Origin of the sequence: Methylophilus sp. 42 (assembly GCF_000384155.1) — a bacterium.
In the GTDB taxonomy this organism is placed as follows: Bacteria; Pseudomonadota; Gammaproteobacteria; order Burkholderiales; family Methylophilaceae; genus Methylophilus.
In genome coordinates this window covers 363821-381009 of record NZ_KB913031.1, presented here as the reverse complement: position 1 = coordinate 381009, position 17189 = coordinate 363821, and the positions used below count along the sequence as shown (strand labels likewise).

14 protein-coding genes are annotated in these 17189 nt (G+C 53.2%); 3 read left to right on the top strand and 11 right to left on the bottom strand.

Going from position 1 to position 17189, the window contains the following annotated elements:
* Window positions 1-6 precede the first annotated feature (6 nt).
* Together MET42_RS0101745 and MET42_RS0101740 are read left to right on the top strand one after the other, a co-directional pair.
* The gene (locus MET42_RS0101745) at window positions 7-1224 is read left to right on the top strand and encodes an FAD-binding domain-containing protein (RefSeq protein WP_019880994.1); all 1218 of its coding nucleotides are present in this window, start codon (window positions 7-9) and stop codon (window positions 1222-1224) included.
* A gap of 63 nt (window positions 1225-1287) precedes the next feature.
* On the top strand, window positions 1288-4185 hold the full coding sequence (locus tag MET42_RS0101740) for a valine--tRNA ligase (protein ID WP_019880993.1): 2898 nt from the start codon (window positions 1288-1290) through the stop codon (window positions 4183-4185).
* A gap of 44 nt (window positions 4186-4229) precedes the next feature.
* Here the strand turns inward: MET42_RS0101740 and MET42_RS0101735 are convergent, their stop codons facing one another.
* The gene (locus MET42_RS0101735) at window positions 4230-5261 is read right to left on the bottom strand and encodes a zinc ribbon domain-containing protein (protein ID WP_019880992.1); all 1032 of its coding nucleotides are present in this window, start codon (window positions 5259-5261) and stop codon (window positions 4230-4232) included.
* 116 nt (window positions 5262-5377) lie between these two features.
* Here MET42_RS0101735 and MET42_RS0101730 point away from each other — a divergent pair, with 116 nt between their 5' ends.
* On the top strand, window positions 5378-5596 hold the full coding sequence (locus MET42_RS0101730; RefSeq protein ID WP_019880991.1) for a (2Fe-2S)-binding protein: 219 nt from the start codon (window positions 5378-5380) through the stop codon (window positions 5594-5596).
* Here the strand turns inward: MET42_RS0101730 and MET42_RS0101725 are convergent.
* From MET42_RS0101725 to MET42_RS0101680, 10 genes are all read right to left on the bottom strand, one after another.
* A complete protein-coding gene (locus tag MET42_RS0101725) occupies window positions 5593-6339 on the bottom strand; it encodes a molybdopterin-synthase adenylyltransferase MoeB (protein ID WP_019880990.1) in 747 nt (248 codons plus the stop codon). The genes MET42_RS0101730 and MET42_RS0101725 overlap by 4 nt on opposite strands.
* 15 nt (window positions 6340-6354) lie before the next feature.
* Window positions 6355-7083: a type II secretion system protein gene (locus tag MET42_RS0101720; RefSeq protein ID WP_019880989.1), complete on the bottom strand. Its 729-nt coding sequence runs from the start codon at window positions 7081-7083 to the stop codon at window positions 6355-6357.
* A complete protein-coding gene (locus MET42_RS0101715) occupies window positions 7080-8276 on the bottom strand; it encodes a hypothetical protein (protein ID WP_019880987.1) in 1197 nt (398 codons plus the stop codon). Before MET42_RS0101715 ends, MET42_RS0101720 begins: the two co-directional genes overlap by 4 nt.
* A complete protein-coding gene (locus MET42_RS0101710; RefSeq protein WP_019880986.1) occupies window positions 8273-8908 on the bottom strand; it encodes a hypothetical protein in 636 nt (211 codons plus the stop codon). The genes MET42_RS0101715 and MET42_RS0101710 overlap by 4 nt, the downstream gene beginning before the upstream one ends.
* Window positions 8905-10416, bottom strand: coding sequence for a hypothetical protein (locus MET42_RS0101705; RefSeq protein WP_019880985.1), 1512 nt, complete (start codon window positions 10414-10416; stop codon window positions 8905-8907). The genes MET42_RS0101710 and MET42_RS0101705 overlap by 4 nt, the downstream gene beginning before the upstream one ends.
* A 2-nt stretch (window positions 10417-10418) precedes the next feature.
* A complete protein-coding gene (locus MET42_RS0101700) occupies window positions 10419-11618 on the bottom strand; it encodes a type II secretion system F family protein (RefSeq protein WP_019880984.1) in 1200 nt (399 codons plus the stop codon).
* Window positions 11615-13330: a GspE/PulE family protein gene (locus MET42_RS0101695; protein WP_019880982.1), complete on the bottom strand. Its 1716-nt coding sequence runs from the start codon at window positions 13328-13330 to the stop codon at window positions 11615-11617. Before MET42_RS0101695 ends, MET42_RS0101700 begins: the two co-directional genes overlap by 4 nt.
* A 2-nt stretch (window positions 13331-13332) precedes the next feature.
* Window positions 13333-14040 (bottom strand): hypothetical protein, encoded by a 708-nt coding sequence (locus MET42_RS0101690; protein ID WP_232411224.1) that lies wholly within the window; start codon window positions 14038-14040, stop codon window positions 13333-13335.
* Window positions 14037-15863, bottom strand: coding sequence for a type II secretion system protein GspD (locus MET42_RS0101685; RefSeq protein ID WP_232411222.1), 1827 nt, complete (start codon window positions 15861-15863; stop codon window positions 14037-14039). Before MET42_RS0101685 ends, MET42_RS0101690 begins: the two co-directional genes overlap by 4 nt.
* A 259-nt stretch (window positions 15864-16122) precedes the next feature.
* Window positions 16123-17130: a GGDEF domain-containing protein gene (locus tag MET42_RS0101680; RefSeq protein WP_232411220.1), complete on the bottom strand. Its 1008-nt coding sequence runs from the start codon at window positions 17128-17130 to the stop codon at window positions 16123-16125.
* Window positions 17131-17189: the final 59 nt, after the last annotated feature.

Below are 17189 nucleotides of genomic sequence, written 5' to 3'. Positions count from 1 at the left end.
GGTGCAATGACTCAACCGCCTACGCGTCTAACGCTTGCCTCTGACCGTTACGAACGGCTGGCACAAATCAGCGAATGTTTTCCGCAAGCCACCGGGCCAGACTTGTCCCAGGCATGGCAAGGCGGTCGCGCGGCTGCATTGCAGAAATTATCTGCCGTGGATGCGGAAGGCTATGCGCGTAGCCGCAATCAACTCACAGGCGCGGTGACAGGGCTCTCGCCCTACTTGCGCCATGGCTGCCTGTCGCTGCCGGAAACCGTGGCAGATATTCATACCCGCTTTGGCAAACGTGCGCACAAGCTGACGGCGGAGCTCAGCTATCGCGATTATTTCCGCCAGGTATGGTACCGGTTTGGCGCAGCGATCATGCAGCCCATGGAGTCACCAAAAGTGGCTTTAGGTGAGAAACCCATGCCAGACTTTATTCCACAGGGCTTTACCGGGCTGGTGTGCATGGATGAAATTGTGCGTCAATTGCAGCAACATGGTTATGTACACAACCATGCACGCATGTGGTTTGCAGCCTATGTCGTCCATTGGCTAAAAATAGACTGGCGACAAGCCGCAGACTGGTTTGAAAGCCAATTACTGGATGGCGATACCGCGTCCAACCACCTGTCCTGGCAATGGATTGCCTCCAGTTTCAGCAACAAACCCTATCTGTTTAACAAAGAAAATCTGATCAAATTTGGTGGGGAGCCCTGGTGCAAGCAATGCCGTGTCGCCTGCCCGTTTGAAGGCAGTTATGAGCAACTGCATCAACAACTGTTTACGGATGCCGTGGCCGCTGATAAACCGGTCACACACCACCTGAACCCGCCTGAACCCGAACCGAAAGGCGTCGCCAGCCTAGTGTGGATCCATGATGAAATGCTGTCACCATCGCACGCACTGCATGCATTCCATTTGCCTGCCGTGTTTGTATTTGATGCATCGCTATACCAGCACTGGCCACTCAAGCGGCTACAATTCATGGCGGATTGTTTGGCTGAAATGCCAGGGGCAGAAGTGTGGCTGGGAGAAACCAGACAAGTATTGGCGCAGCGTGCGCAAGGGCGCATCCTTACCCAGGATACCCCGCAACAAGCGCTCAAGCAGGCTGCTGGCGAACTGAATATTGAGTGGCGCGCAGAGCCTGGTTTGACAGATACTTCATTGAGCGACCATCAACTGATGCGTTTTAGCCGTTACTGGAAAGCCGTCGAGCCGACACTGACAGCTTAGTTTACGCAAACTAGCGCCTGCACCTGCGCTGCGGGCCTGCCCGCCTGTGGTAAAATCCCGCGCATGAATACTTCTAACCCAAACGCCAATACTCCTCGCGAACTCGCAAAATCCTTTGACCCAAAAACCATTGAAAGCCAATGGTATGCCTTTTGGGAAGGCAAAGGCTTTTATGCCGCCGGCATGAATCCGCAAGTGCAAGACAACTTCTGTATTTTGCTGCCGCCGCCTAACGTCACTGGCACCCTGCATATGGGCCACGGCTTTAACCAGACCATTATGGATGCCTTAACCCGCTACCACCGCATGCGCGGTGACAATACCTTGTGGCAACCAGGCACAGACCACGCGGGCATTGCTACGCAAATTGTGGTTGAGCGCCAACTCGATGCCCAAGGTGTCAGCCGCCACGATCTGGGCCGCGAAAAGTTTCTGGAAAAAGTCTGGGAATGGAAAGAGTATTCTGGCGGCACCATCACTCAGCAAATGCGGCGTTTAGGTACCTCGCCCGACTGGAGCCGTGAGCGCTTCACCATGGATGCAGGCCTGAACAAAGTGGTCACCGAAACCTTTGTACGCCTGTATAACGAAGGCCTGATTTACCGTGGCAAGCGTCTGGTGAACTGGGATGTGAAACTGGGCACGGCCGTGTCCGACCTCGAAGTCGTGCAAGAGGAAGAAGATGGCGCCATGTGGCACATCAGCTATCCGCTGGCGGATGGCTCAGGCGCACTGACTGTCGCTACAACGCGCCCTGAAACGATGCTGGGTGACGTGGCCGTAATGGTTAACCCGGAAGATGATCGCTACAGCCACCTGATAGGCAAAAATGTCATCCTGCCATTGTGCAATCGTGAAATCCCGGTGATTGCCGATGACTATGTAGACAAAGAATTTGGCACCGGCGTGGTGAAAGTGACGCCTGCGCATGACTTTAACGACAATATGGTCGGCCAGCGCCAGGGCCTGGACAAAATCATTATCCTCAACCTGCAAGGCTTTGTACCCGCAGCCGCCGAAGTGTATGCTGCCGACGGTAGCGCCAAAACCGCGATCGCCTTGCCCGCCAACCTGATTGGGCTGGAGCGCTTTGCTGCACGTAAGCAAGTGGTTGCCGACCTCGAAGCCGGTGGCTTTTTGATCAAAGTTGAAAAACACAAATTGAAAGTGCCACGTGGCGACCGCACCAACGTGGTCATTGAGCCCATGCTGACTGACCAGTGGTTTGTGGCCATGAGCAAAAAAGGCGAGGATGGTCAAAGTATCACCGAAAAAGCGCTCGAAGTAGTGGCTAACGGTGAGATCAAGTTTTACCCGGAAAACTGGGTCAACACTTACAACCAGTGGCTGAATAATATCCAGGACTGGTGTATCTCTCGCCAGCTGTGGTGGGGCCATCAAATCCCGGCCTGGTATAGCGATGACGGCAAAACCTATGTGGCGCACGATGAAGCCGAAGCGCAATCGCTGGCGGCCAAAGATGGCTATACAGGCGCCCTGAAACGCGACGCAGATGTGCTGGACACCTGGTATTCCTCTGCCCTGTGGCCGTTCTCTACTCTGGACTGGACCGGCGACGAAGCCCTTGATGCGCAGAACCAGGCCTTGCAGCAATACCTGCCATCGTCGGTGCTGGTGACCGGTTTCGACATTATCTTCTTCTGGGTGGCGCGTATGGTGATGATGACCAAGCACATCACCGGCAAGATTCCGTTCAAACATGTCTACGTGCATGGCCTGATCCGCGATGCCGAAGGCCAAAAAATGTCCAAGTCTAAAGGCAATGTGCTGGACCCGATCGATTTGATTGATGGCATTGACCTGGAATCGCTACTGAAAAAGCGCACCACCGGCCTGATGAATCCAAAAGATGCCGAGAAGATCGAGAAGCGCACGCGTAAGGAATTCCCGGAAGGCATCGCCGCTTACGGCACGGATGCGCTTCGCTTTACCTTTGCCAGCCTGGCCTCACCTGGCCGCGACATCAAATTTGACCTGCAACGCTGCGAAGGCTATCGCAACTTCTGCAACAAACTGTGGAATGCCACCCGCTTTGTGCTGATGAACACAGAAGGCCAGGACAATGGTTTTGGCGTGGAAAGTTGCGAAGATGGTGGCCGCAAGTTCAGCCAGGCAGATCGCTGGATCGTCTCACTGCTGCAACGCACTGAAGCTGAAGTTGAACGCGCCTTTAATGACTACCGCTTCGACCTCGCGGCCAAAGCCATTTACGAGTTTGTCTGGGACCAATATTGCGACTGGTACCTGGAAATCGCCAAGGTACAAATCCAGGGCGGCAGCGAGGCCGAGCAACGCGCAACGCGTCGTACGCTGTTACGCGTGCTGGAAACAATATTGCGCCTAGCGCACCCGATTATTCCGTTTATTACCGAAGAAATCTGGCAGACCATCGCGCCGATGACTGAGCTGAAAGACAAGTCACGCGGCACTGACAGCATCATGCTGCAAGCTTACCCGAAAGCGGACCTGGAAAAAATTGATGAGCAGGCGGAAGCCTGGGTGGCCACGCTGAAAACGGCGGTTGAGGCTTGCCGCAGCTTGCGCGGCGAAATGAGCATCTCACCCGCAGCCAAGGTACCATTGATTGCCGCCGGCGATGCAGAGCAACTGGCTGCTTTGGCACCCTACCTCAAATCGCTGGCCAAACTGGAAAACGTTGATATCGTTGCAGACTTACCAGAAGCCGATGCACCGGTCATGCTGGCAAGTGACTTCAAGTTGATGCTCAAGGTAGAAATTGACGTCGCCGCAGAAAAAGAGCGCTTAGGTAAAGAAATTGCACGTTTACAAGGCGAGATTACCAAAGCCAACAGTAAACTGGGCAACGAAAGCTTTGTTGCACGTGCGCCAGCAACCGTGGTCGAGCAGGAAAAAGCCCGCCTGGCAGAGTTCAGTGCCAGTTTAGAAAAACTGCAAACGCAATTAAATAAACTCAGCTAAGCACTTAAACCTGAACATTTTGCAATGTGGCATCTCGCCTATCATCAGGCGACGGTGCCACACTTGTGGCAAAACTTGGCAAAGGCGTTTTTTCTGGCATTACAACCCACACAGTAATTGTGCAAACAAATACCGCAGTGCATACAAAAGTCGTTGTGCTCATTTTTCAGGTCAACCTGGCGCTCACAACCCGGGCAAATATTCTTGCCTAAACGCTCTAGTGCGGTGTCATAGCCCAACTCTTCACGGCGCTGAAACTCAGGTTGCGACTCTGCCAACTGCTGCTGTGCCAGGTAACGCTGCAGGGCAGCAATGGCATACCTGCCACCCACCACGGTTAGCAAAATACCGACCATATAGCGCACATAACCACCATAATCTGGCAAATACGGCACCAGTTCAACGAAGAATGCCATCAATGCAAAGATAATAAAGCCCCATACAAAAGGCCAGTACTGGGATTTGCGCTGCTTTACAAACAACCAGGCAGCTAGCCCCAACAAAGGTAGCGTCAGCAACAGCCGATACAAAAATACCCGCGTCGCCTTGTGTTGGTAGGCCTCGTCGAATTTTTTACGTGCCACCTCTTCCATGGCATTGATCTGCGTTTGCAGTTGCGCCTCATGCTGAAATAGGTTTGTTTGCTTCTGCTGAATATGCTCTACCGACTTCTCAGCATTGCGCTCCTGCACTTTCAGCGCATCCAATTGCTGTGTGCGCCTGACCAACTCATCATCCTGCGTTGATAACTGCGTCACGTCTCGCGTGGCTACCCAATTATCGAAAGTACTGCGCGCAGCCTGATAGTCTTTTTGTCTAATCGTAAGCTGCAAACTGGCTTGCTCCAGTTGATCAGCCAATCGTTGCCGTTGCTGAACAATGCCGTTCAGCTCTGTGCGCAAAGGCTCCATGGCACGGTCATTAACAAAATGCTCGGTGGTGTACTCAGTCTCTACCCGCGGCAGGTCGCCGATAATATTTTTACCCAAACCGGTTAAAAACCAGGCGAAGATAAAAGCAACGGCCCACAATGCGCGGTTAAACCATTTTTCAGATAATCGAACGCCTTTATTCATCAGCAGCTCCTGATTGGATGTTTATCGATGCTAACGGGCTTTGAGCCCAGCAGCAAGCCAAAGTCTGACACAGGCCCGGCATCTGCCGTTAAAATAATGTTTTAGAGGATAGCAAGATGCCTGAAGCCGACGAAGAAAACCCGAAAGAAGTGCTGTGCAGTTGCAGCGGGACGACGCGCGGGCTGATTATTGACCTGGTCGCGCAGGGCAAAGATATTGAAGGCATTTCACGCTACTCGGGGGCACTCAGCGGTTGCGGCGGCTGTGAATGGGAGATTACCGAACTGGTGAATGCCCTCAACGCCAAACACCTCACACAACTGCCCAAACCCTAATGCGCGCACACCGTGCAAGACGGGTCTTTTTTCAAGCGGATGGTGCGCCACTCGGCAGATAGCGCATCCAGCAGCAGCAATCGGCCCTGCATGGTTTGGCCAATATTAAGCAACACCTTGATCGCCTCCGCTGCCTGCGCAGTGCCTATCATGCCGACCAACGGTGCAAACACCCCGTTATCGGCACAACGCAAGGCCTGATCATCACCCACATCAGGATACAGGCAGTGGTAACACGGGCTTTCGTCATGCCGGAAATCAAACACGCTTAACTGCCCCTCAAAACGGATGGCCGCGCCCGAAACGAGTGGTGTTTTGTGGGTAAAACAAAACTGGTTCAGCAAGTAGCGTGTGGCAAAATTATCCGAGCAGTCAATCACTATATCGGCTTCGACAACACGCGCGGCAAGCGCGTCATCATTAAGCCGCGTTGTCTCGACATTCACTTTGACCTCGGGATTCAAGCTGGCAATCGTTGCCTGCGCGGACAAGGCTTTGTTCTGCCCGACTGCCGCTGTCGTGTGAATAATTTGGCGTTGCAGGTTGGTTAAATCCACGTGGTCAAAATCGCAAATGGTTAAGGTCCCCACGCCAGCAGCAGCCAGGTACATAGCAACTGGCGCACCCAAACCTCCGGCGCCGATAATCAGCGCATGGCTTTGCGTGAGCGTTTCCTGCCCAGCGTACTCAACCTGAGGCAACATAATGTGCCGACTGTAACGTAACAGTAAATCGTCTTGCATGAAAAATCCGTTTATTCAAGGCAGGCGCTGCGCCTGCACCATCTGCTGTATCAATACTTTGGGCGACAACATGACCAAACGGTCATCAAACACCGCACCAGCCGCTTGCTGCTGCGCTTTATCGACAAAAGCGAGGTCGCCATCAGCGTTTTCCAGCTCATCAGAATGCGTGGGTGCTGCCATGGCATGCGCTTGCCCGCCAGACACCGATTGTATGCCACCCAGCCCGTTTTCGCCATGCGAAAGGACAATCGCTGCCGGACGACTGGGCGCACTGGTCACGAGCCCATTGTCGCCAGATACTTGAATATTACTGGCATTCTCTGCCGCAGACACCGAAAACCACTGCGCATGGTGGGTAAACGTACTATCCGCCCGGTAACGGAAAAACCGCCCCCAGGCATCAGTTGCAACGAGCCCCAATTGCAACCAGGGTAGTAAGCCCTCATCGCCCGCACAACTTTGATTCGCCGATACATTTTCCCAGCCATCTGGCGGCTGGTCAGTATCCGGGCATGGCAAATAATGATAAATAATGGCGTGACCGATCAATGCCTGCTGCGCGACATACAGCCGTTGCTCCGTTTGCTGGTATTTCTGCAAACCATGTTGTACCCGTAATGGCGTCATCAGCCAGCCCATCATTAAACTTAAAATCACCAATGCCAGCGCCATCTCCAGTAAGCTAAACCCTGACATCGCGGCCCTGATGTCGATTTGGCGGTTATGCGGCGCCCGGCTCATGGCCGACTCACCTTATCTTGCAGGTCATTGCTCCGCAAGTTGAGCGTAGAGGCATCTTGTATATGCAACGCGAGCAAGGTAGACGCTTCCAGATACACGTTCAGATGTCCTTTATCCGTGATGCTGTCACGAACCTGCCCTGGTAAGCGCTCTCCGCCCAGAATGATGCTGGCTTGTGTCTGACCTGGTAGGTAAAACACTTGCTCCCGCCATGCATTCTGCTGAAACCAATGATGTTGCTGATTGCCATCCAGCACATGCTGTACTGTCCATGGCCAGTGAGCATTGACATCCAAAGGCAAGCGACCGATGCTGGTCGCCGTAGAGAGGCATTGCCCGGCGCTCAATGACTGACTGCCTAGGCAACCGCTATCGTTGACTGCAGCAGCCATCGGGTAGCTCAAACATGGCACGCCAACACAGCGCAGGCTTCGCTTCACCTCTGCCAACACCTGCTTTTGCATCACTTGATGCATTTGACCCGAGGTGACTGGCCAAACCACATCGTTAAAATGCATGGAGGCTGGTGCCCTGGCAAAACCACGCGAAGTGCCCTCCTGTGGACTGGCGTTATCAGCCGCGCTATTAATATCCAGATAGTGCTTGGCAATCTCCGTGGTTGCCTCCTGACGCTGCTGCACCCAGCCACCCTCACGCACCAGGGGCTGCATGGGCGCGATCAACACCGCCACGACACCATTGCCTTGCGTTGCATCCCACATCAACCCTTCTGACGAAGCCACACTCCAAGTGCCAGTCGTATCCAGATTCAATGGCCGCAGACGCGGATTATTTTTATAGCGCTCGGAAACGGCATACCATAAACGCTCGCCACTGCCATCGCGTATATCGCCCACACCTAAGGTTTTCCAGGGTAGCCGTCCCAAACGTGACGTATTACTGCAGGATGTTTCAGCAATGCCATCATTATTGCGGTCTGGACAGGGCAAATCGCCCGGCCGCGGGCAGTTCAGCTCACACAGCGTCAGGCCTAATGGCTGCTGCGCATAAGCCAGCAAGGCTTGCTGCGCCAGTGCGAGTGACGCCATGGTTTTTTGCATTACGCGCTGGCGGGCAGGATATGTGCCTGGAGCCATATATAGCATCCCTCCGCCCATGCCAGATAACAATAGCAACACGACCCAGATCGCAACGCCTGTTTGCACACCTCGCTCAACATGATGAGGCATCATGATTGCGCCTCCCCTTGCACGTCAATCAGCTCATTGGGTAACACATTGGGGAAGTTAAATAACACCAGATCGCACTGCGCAGTAATCACCTCGGCGCCTTCAGCCAATGCCCAGCCGCAGTGACGCACCAGCAACAAACCTGCATAAGCATGCTCAAGCTGTTGCAACCAGTCGATGACGGTAGACTCATGAGATACGGACCAATTGAGCTGTATAGCCGTCGCCGTGAAGTTCGACGCTGGTGGCTGGCTGGTCGGCCATTGCGAACGACAGGTGACCGCCGTGCAAGACACGGTAGGCTGTATCTCATACGCAACATGCGGCAACGTAAATTGCTGCTGCATGGCGATCAAAGTGCGATCCCAATGATCGAAATCAGGCGACCGCATTAAACCAAATTTCTGCCAGCCTGCACGATGCGCAAGGAAATAATGCACATCAGGCTGGTAACTAGCCAGAAGCGCACTCTGTTGCTGTTGTTGCTGCAATTGATTTCTGGCCTGGCTCAACGCATCTTCAGCCTTCCATTGCTCATGCAACACGACTGCCAGCGCGACAGTGATCAGGCATAACGCGATCAACCAACCGAGCAAAATTGGACGTAAAGCAGACCAATAGCCTTTTGCTTTCATAGAGCGGCCGCCTGAGCATCTCGCAGGTACAGCTTAAGCACAGGCGGCTGATCAAGGCCCGGTGCTTGACCAGTATTACCCTGCCGCTGAGCGTTGCTTGCGGACGCAGACGGCATAAGCACCTCTATTTTTTCAACCTCGGGCAAACCACGCAATCGACTGAGCAGTTGCTGCCATTCGATAACAGCCTGGTCATTTTGATCACGCTGCGACCATGTCACGATCAGCGTTTCCTTCCAAACAGAAGCCTGCTGCGTGGGTACATCATCCTGCGCGGCACTCCCTGCCAAGCCCCATTCCAGTGCCGCCACCTGCCAGTGAGAGACGCCCAGCAAGACATGCTGCATGATGACCAATGCACGATCCGGCGATCGCACGGACGACTGCAAGCCTTGCACCGCCTGCGTCAAGGCGCGCACCCCCGGCAACTGTGCCTGATTGATAGGTTCAGATGGTTTCAGCTGCCCAACAGTTAGCTGGCGCTTAATCTGCAGCATTTGCCCCTGCGCCTGCTGTGTGGCTTGTATGCCCACCCAACCTGCCAAGACCATCAGACCGGCCATCACCGCCCCTGCCCAATGCAGGCGACGCTTCATGCGCATGCTGCTATCGAGCATCAACACAGATTCAGGGGCCAGATTAGGTAATGGCCGACCTTTTAATATGTGCTGAATCGCCGCCCACTCCATGGCATGCAGCCCCTCTGGCAATGCGTGCCCCTTTAAATGACGCGCCCTGTCTGCTTCAGAGATATCCACCCATTGGCAACCAACAGGTAACTGTGCTTTTAACAACGGGATATCCATCGGCATCTGGCCCAGCCAGATGAGTGATAATACATCTGCTTCTTCAAGCCAATGCTGGTGAATCAAAGTCATGCGCATTTGAGTCACCTCATGCGCAATACGACCCACACCATCTTCAGGTGTAGCAGTATCTGGCGGCAATAGGAACAGTCGACTAAAAAACAGCCGCTGCTGCCGGAGATAGCTAATACGGACTTGTTGTGGCGTGTATTGAACACAGAGTGCATGCATTAAACCTTGCAGGGTGGCGGGCAGGCAACAAGCAAGACAAACGGCTTGCGTGTATAACCCTTGAATTCGAATCGAGTGCTTGTGCAACACGCTCAGCCAGTCAGCCAAAAGAGGAGAAGTCAGCGCCACGAACAAAAAGCGACTTTCCCGGCGCAAGCCCTGCACATTATCCAGGCGACAAACGGTATGCATGCCTTGTGCAAAAGGCCATGTCGCCAGCTTGCGCATCAACAACTGATGCCCGGCAGACCCTCGCACTTGCGGCAAAGTTTCAACGTGATACTGCTCATCCGCATGATTAGTCAGGAACGAGATTATTGCCTGCGGAAACTGCTGCCACCAGTCTAATAGCGCAATGCGGCTGTCTTCGTCGCTACTAAACACTCGCAGGGCTAACACATGCTGACCACTCACATGCACCACGCGCCAGCGCGTTTGATCAAGCAAGACAATGAAATGTTGGCTCGCCATGTTCAATAACGCAGACTTGAAAAGCTGTCATAAACCGGCAACATCACCGCTGCCATTAAAAATAACAACATCATGCCCAGCGCGATGGTGAGCGCGGGCTCAAGTAATCGTAATACCAGCTGCAGTTGCGATTGCACCTCCCGGTCGTAAAAGACGGCCAGCTGGAATAACATGCGGTCGAGCGCACCAGTGGTTTCACCCACACTTAACATGCGTAACATCAGCGGTGGAAACTGTTGCGTGGCCGCAAAACCAGCCGTGAGGCTTTCCCCGGCCTGAACACGCTGATGCACTTCTGACAGCGCCTGTTCCATCACGCGCTGTTGCAACAAGGGCTGGCACCATGCCAATGCCTGCAACAAGGGAATCCCTGTCTGATACATCAACCCGAGAAAACGACAAAGCCTGGCCAATACCAGTTGATGCAACAAACGCCCAATCACTGGCAACCTCAAGAGCCGTTGGTCAAGAAAAAAAGCGAAGACCGGTGATCGACGCATCGCCAGCATAAAGGCACCCACCAGGGCAATCACGCCAAGTAATAGCCATCCGCCATAAGCCATCATCCCGTCCGACAGCGCCAGCAACAGGCGGGTAGACCACGGCAACTCCTGGCCCAGGCTTTGCAAGAAGCTGGCCATTTGCGGCACAAGAAAAGTCAGCATGACATAGGCAGCAAGCGCCACCATGACACACAACACCGCCGGGTAAGTCAGGCCCCGGCGAATTTGTGACAACAGTTCGGCCTGCCACGACAATGTACGCGTCAAATGCCCGAAAATCTCCGGCAACTGACCGGTACGCTCACCCGCATCAACAAGCTGACCCAGCAAGGGTGGAAAGACTTTAGGCTGCGCCTGCAAGGCTTGTGACAATAGCCTGCCAGCCTCTAGATCACGTTGCACGGTGCGCAATGCCGCCATCATGCCAGCATGTTCATTTTGGTCAGCCAGCTCGGCCACTGCCTGCAGCAAGGGCACACCCGCTTGCAGCAATTGCTCCATTTGCACGCAAAATAAAATCAATGCCTGCGTACCCACTCTGGGCTGTCGCCACACCCATGGCTGACCCAATTTGAACGTCAGTAACTCCAGGCTCTGCTGCTGTAAACTCGCCATGAGTGCCTGCTCATCGGGCAGCTCCAATACGCCACGTTGCCGTTGGCCATATTGGTCGATGGCGATATAGCGATAGCTGGTCATGGTGTTGCTACCACTGCCTCAAGTGCACTTAAGTCGACCACCCGACGCAACTCCTGCACGCTGGTCTCCCCTGCATTTACCCACTGCAAGCCCTCTTCCGCCAGCGTGGTATAGCCGTGCACCCGCGCCAGTTGCTGCATGGCCAGAGGTTGCGTCAGCATCGCATTCATATCGGCATGCATGGTCAGCACTTCCATAATGACCAATCTGCCATGGTATCCACTCATGCGGCAGTGCACGCAACCTTCGGCCTCAAATACAGGCCTCGCCCAGGTTTGTGCCGGTGCACATACCTGGCGCAACAGTTGCTCCAGCGCGCGATCAGCCTCGGTTTGCCGCTTGCAGTGTTTACACAAACGTCGTAGCAGCCTTTGTGCAATCACACCCACCAGGCATCCCGCCATCATATGTGGACTGACGCCCAGATCTTGCAGCCGTGAAAAAGCAGCTGTTGCACTATTGGTATGCAAGGTGGTCATCACCAGATGGCCAGTCATGGCCGCCCTCACTGCCATGGCAGCGGTAGATTCATCGCGTATTTCGCCAATCAGGATGATGTCAGGATCCTGCCGTAAAATCGCCCGGATACCATTGATAAAATCCACCTTATTTGCTGCATTGACCGAGGTCTGACGCATGAGCGCATGCGGATATTCCACCGGGTCTTCCAGTGTCATGATATTGACATGCTCGTGATTGAGGTGACCGAGCATTGAATACAAAGTGGTGGTTTTGCCACTGCCTGTGGGGCCCGTTAAAATCAGCAAACCTTCTGGCTTTTCCAGCATGGTTTTGACGCGTTGCAACTGTGGTGCACGCAATCCCATGGCCTCCAGGGGGATAATTGCCTTGTCGCGGTCGAGTACCCGCAATACAAGATTTTCACCATGCAAAGTCGGATGACTGGACACCCTGAAATCAATTTGCCGACCGCATAAAAACATATTGACCCGGCCATCCTGCGGTGTACGCTGCTCGGCAATGTCCATTCCCGCCAGTATTTTTAGCCGTACACACATGGCCGGCCAGTAGCGATCATGCAAGCAGCGGATCTGCCACAACACCCCATCAATCCGGTAACGTATCCTGAGAAAGGCATGCTCAGGCTCGAAATGGATATCCGAAGCGCCTTGCTTGACTGCATCTATCAACACGGCATTCACCAGCCTGATAACCGGCCGCGAGGCTTGCTGCACAGAGAGTGAGGATGGCGCGCTGCCCTCCTGCTCAATTTCACGCAACAGACTATCGAGTGACAGGCTATGCCCGTAACACTTGTCCAGTGCCTGCTCTAAATGTGCTTCAGTCGCCAATACCGATTTGAGCTGTATGGTGCCGCCCAGCATATGCCGCAGTGCATCTAGCACCAGCATATTATTGTGGCCAGACAAGGCCACACGCATGATTTGTTTGTCTGGCGACAAATCCAGCGGCAACAATTTATGTTGTCGGGCAAAGGCCTCCGGCACCATCGCCAGCGCTTCCGGGTCAACAATCACCTGCTGTAAATCAATGCTTTCCTGTGCATGATAATGCGCCAGCACATCGCGTATCATGGCATCAGTTACAAAATGTAGCCTGACTAATTGCTGCCCAAGTAGCAACCGATGTTTTTGTTGTTCAATTAACGCAATTTCTAACTGGTCAGCGGTAATCATGCCTTTTGCCAACATCCATTCCCCAATACGAGTGTTGTCTGTGGCGGCCAGCATGCTCAATGCTCCAGTTGCATCAAAAACAGGTCATCCTCAGGCGTATAGTCTGGAACCTCCTGACGGATTCTGCTTAAGTAATCTTCACGCTGCTGAATCTCGCCGCGTTGGCTGGTGACGACCAGCATGCCCGCCAAGGCAATCACCTGATGGGGGTCTTGCTGTAACACCTCTTCAAAAGATGCTCCTGCTAGCACCAGCTGACCAGAAAGTAGTTGTTGTACAGCGGTGCTTAATTGTGACTTCAGGCTCGCTTGCAATTTCGGCATGGCTTGAATTTGCAACGTCAGACGTAACGGTTTGGGGGCTGGTTTTGCTGTGGCATACCCCTCCACCGGCGCCTCAGCTGCTGGATAGCTTAAGGCCGTTACCGGAGATGACTTCGTAGGCTTGAAAGTAAACAGGCTCGGCAATTTGTTTGATGTCGCCAGATTGCCCAGTGCAGGTGCATGGATAGGATAAAACGCATCCACCGGCTGACTCAAGCCAGCAGGCAACTGTCTGATAATGCCATTTTCACCACCAGACAATATATGATAGCCCTCTTGCCAGACCAAGCCACTGATCAAAACAACGCAGCCCCACAACAAATAACTTAAGCCGATCTCAACGCGCTTAAGATCTGTGATGATCAATGCGCGGCAATAGGCGCGTTGCGCAGAGCGGCCATACCCTGGCCACGATGCCAACAATCTTAGACGTCGATTCATGACGGCTCCCCCACATTGATCTCAAATGCATCAGCAGGTAATTCATCAGGCAATAAAGGCTGAAACGATTGCAAGTCACCCGACCGCACATCGGCGCGCCCGATGACGGTCGGCCTGAGAAAAACAATCAACTCGGTCTTTTTTGCCGCCTGATTTTTACCGGTAAACACTTGCCCAAGCACTGGCAACCTGGATACGCCGGGCACACGGTCGGTGAATTCGCGCTGATCCTCCTGCATCAACCCACCCAGCACCGCGATATTGCCGCTGGCAATATTCAGCACCGACTCCATTTCACGCACTTGTATTTCAGGGATGCTGCTGACTATCCGCGTACTACCGCTGCCCAATTGCGGATTAGGGTCTTCGATATAGCGCAACACCTTGGACACGGTGGGGCGCACATTCAAATTCACCCGCTGATGGCTGTTAATTTGTGCCGTGACGGCCATGACCAACCCGACTGGGACGGTATTGGCGGTGGTGGTGACGGCCTGTAAATTACTGCCGCTATTGCTGCTGCTTTGGGAAATTTGCGACTGAATCGTGAAATACACCAGATTGTCGACCACCTTGAGAATCGCAGTCTGGTTATTGAGCACCATTAATTTAGGGCTGGATAACACGCGCGTTTTGCCAAACTGTTCCAGCAAAGTCACGCTGGCACTGAGGTTGCCCAAGCGACTAAACGGATTAAAGTACCCTAGCATGAATGCCACACTGCCATTATTCTGGCCAAGTGCATTTTTACTGTTGTTACTTTCCCAGGTGCCAGCCGCACGATTGAACTGTGCCGCATCATTGCCAAGCGATTGCGCTAACTGCCATCCGCGCTGCTGTGCCGAAGCGGACAACCGGCTCCAATCGATGCCCATCTGAAAGCTTTTACTTAACTCTACTTCCACAATCGTGGCTTCAATGAGCACCTGCCTGGCGGCCACTTGCATCACCGACTCCAGATACGACCTGACTTGTGCCTGCTGGCTTTGCGACGCCCGGATCGTCAAAATACCCGTTTCAGGATTGGCAATCAGCCGTGAAGCATGCCAGCGGACATGCGCCTGTTTGACTCTTTCCGAAACAATAGTGGCGCTGGCTGCTGATTGATCTGGCGCCTCACGCGAATGGCGAGCGGCCTGCATACTGTCGACCGGCTCCGTCGTCTGCACAGGCAAATCCAGGCTTGATGCCGTACTCTCCAGTACCTCAGCACGTGCGATGCTGGCCTTATCAGTTTCGTCTAACAGCGCCTGTATATTCTCGACGACGCTTTCCCACAAGTGATAACGCGATTGCGAAGTGACCGCCGTTCTTGAGCTGTTACTGTTACCGCCTTGCACCACCGCTGCTTGCCCGGTGCCACCATTGCCAGCAGCCCCTGCGGCGGCTCTGCCAGCACTATTGATTTCACTGGCGACCCCGATATAGCCAGTGGTGTCGCGACTCATATTAACGTAATTCAATTTATAACTACGGATGACAGGCATGTCTGGCGTAATTAACCACACGCCATTCGACCACTCGTAATACATATCCAACTGCTTAGATATACGTGCCAGAATGGACGGCACTGACTGCTGGATCGCATTCAAACTTACCTTGCCTCGCAAGCCTGGGTGCACATCAATATTCAAACTGCTTTCACGCGCAATCGCCAGCAATACCTCCTGAACGGGCGCATCGTGCACCACCAGGTTAATCAGCAGGGTGGGGGTAGCTGACTTTAATGGCGGCTTAATAGTACGGGTAGATTCAATCTCGGCAATATCGACTTCAGGATAAACCGCGATAGGAGAGGTTTCTGTCGGAGGCGTGTCTGGCAAATGCAATGCAGAGTGTGTAGACGCATCAAGCGGCTGCCGTAGGCATGCGGTGAGCCAAACACAACACAGCAGGATGAGAGCGGAGCGCATCGACTTCCCCCGTTACGATATTGACATTTTTTAACACATATTAAATACAATCAATATGCAATGTCAAATCATCTCGAGAGAAAATGCAGGTCACCGACGAGATTGTCGGCGAATGGTCAGTCGGCAGGCACACGTTCAATGCCCGCGCTTAGCAATATGGAAGTAAAGACTAGAACAACTCGATTTCGCCGCTAATCACGGTATCTGTGAGCAAACCTTGTGCGATCAACGTCTCATAGTAGCAAATTTGATTTCGACCGTGCTCTTTGGCGTAATACAAAGCCTCATCTGCATGCTCAAGCACCGTATTGGGCAACACATTCAACGCCATTTTTGAGCAGCCAATACTGATCGTGACCTGCCCCACTTGCGGGAACGAATACGCTGCCAGCGCCTCTTTAAACCGGTCGAGCAACATGATGATGTCATTTTCTTCGGCACAGGAGAACACACCGACAAACTCTTCCCCGCCAAAGCGGAACAACAAGTCACCATCCCGAAAAGCCTCCTGCATCAACCGTGATAACAGCAGCAGCACTTCGTCACCAATCAAATGGCCGTAGGTATCGTTAATTCTTTTGAAGAAATCAATATCGAAAATCACCAGGTAGTGGTGCAAGGGGAATCTGTATTCCGGCTTATAGTCATTGAGCAGGATTTTGCCGACGCATTGATCGAATGTTTTGCGATTGAGCAGGCCAGTCAAGGCATCGCGCTCGTTTTCTATAATCAACCCGGCGTAATGCTGGAACATCTGCAAGCATTGCTCTACCAGCTCAATCTCTTCCGCCGAAAGCGTTTCGTGCTGGATCAGCAGGATGGCACTTTTGTGGGAGATACTTTGCTTGAGCGGGAACACATGCAATTTGCCGCTAGCGGTATCAAAACACGCATGCTGACGATATTCTTGATTCAAATAACCCAACAGCATCGTATAAACCTCTGGCGGCCAGGCCTCAAAGGTCGGATCAGTACTTGATTCCTGAGTATCCATCACCGAAACAAGCTGCCGTTTGGACAATACTTGCATTCTGATCGGCTGCGCCTGGGTTGCAAACACAGACATCCAGTGCTGCATTAATGATAGCAGCGCCGGATCAAGTGCAAGGCTGTCTCTGACCTTGGTGAGGTCGATCAGGCTTTGCATAAATTTTTTCAAATTCAGAGGTGTAGTCATGTTCGCGACAATGGTTGTTTCGAACACTTTATCAAAAGCATGCTGTTGGTCTATTGGTA

Excerpts from the sequence above, each read along its gene's own strand:
- MET42_RS0101745 (WP_019880994.1), top strand. The coding sequence starts at position 7 with ATGACTCAACCGCCTACGCGTCTAACGCTTGCCTCTGACCGTTACGAA.
- MET42_RS0101740 (WP_019880993.1), top strand. The coding sequence starts at position 1,288 with ATGAATACTTCTAACCCAAACGCCAATACTCCTCGCGAACTCGCAAAA.
- MET42_RS0101735 (WP_019880992.1), bottom strand. The coding sequence starts at position 5,261 with ATGAATAAAGGCGTTCGATTATCTGAAAAATGGTTTAACCGCGCATTG.
- MET42_RS0101730 (WP_019880991.1), top strand. The coding sequence starts at position 5,378 with ATGCCTGAAGCCGACGAAGAAAACCCGAAAGAAGTGCTGTGCAGTTGC.
- MET42_RS0101725 (WP_019880990.1), bottom strand. The coding sequence starts at position 6,339 with ATGCAAGACGATTTACTGTTACGTTACAGTCGGCACATTATGTTGCCT.
- MET42_RS0101720 (WP_019880989.1), bottom strand. The coding sequence starts at position 7,083 with ATGAGCCGGGCGCCGCATAACCGCCAAATCGACATCAGGGCCGCGATG.
- MET42_RS0101715 (WP_019880987.1), bottom strand. The coding sequence starts at position 8,276 with ATGATGCCTCATCATGTTGAGCGAGGTGTGCAAACAGGCGTTGCGATC.
- MET42_RS0101710 (WP_019880986.1), bottom strand. The coding sequence starts at position 8,908 with ATGAAAGCAAAAGGCTATTGGTCTGCTTTACGTCCAATTTTGCTCGGT.
- MET42_RS0101705 (WP_019880985.1), bottom strand. The coding sequence starts at position 10,416 with ATGGCGAGCCAACATTTCATTGTCTTGCTTGATCAAACGCGCTGGCGC.
- MET42_RS0101700 (WP_019880984.1), bottom strand. The coding sequence starts at position 11,618 with ATGACCAGCTATCGCTATATCGCCATCGACCAATATGGCCAACGGCAA.
- MET42_RS0101695 (WP_019880982.1), bottom strand. The coding sequence starts at position 13,330 with ATGCTGGCCGCCACAGACAACACTCGTATTGGGGAATGGATGTTGGCA.
- MET42_RS0101690 (WP_232411224.1), bottom strand. The coding sequence starts at position 14,040 with ATGAATCGACGTCTAAGATTGTTGGCATCGTGGCCAGGGTATGGCCGC.
- MET42_RS0101680 (WP_232411220.1), bottom strand. The coding sequence starts at position 17,130 with ATGACTACACCTCTGAATTTGAAAAAATTTATGCAAAGCCTGATCGAC.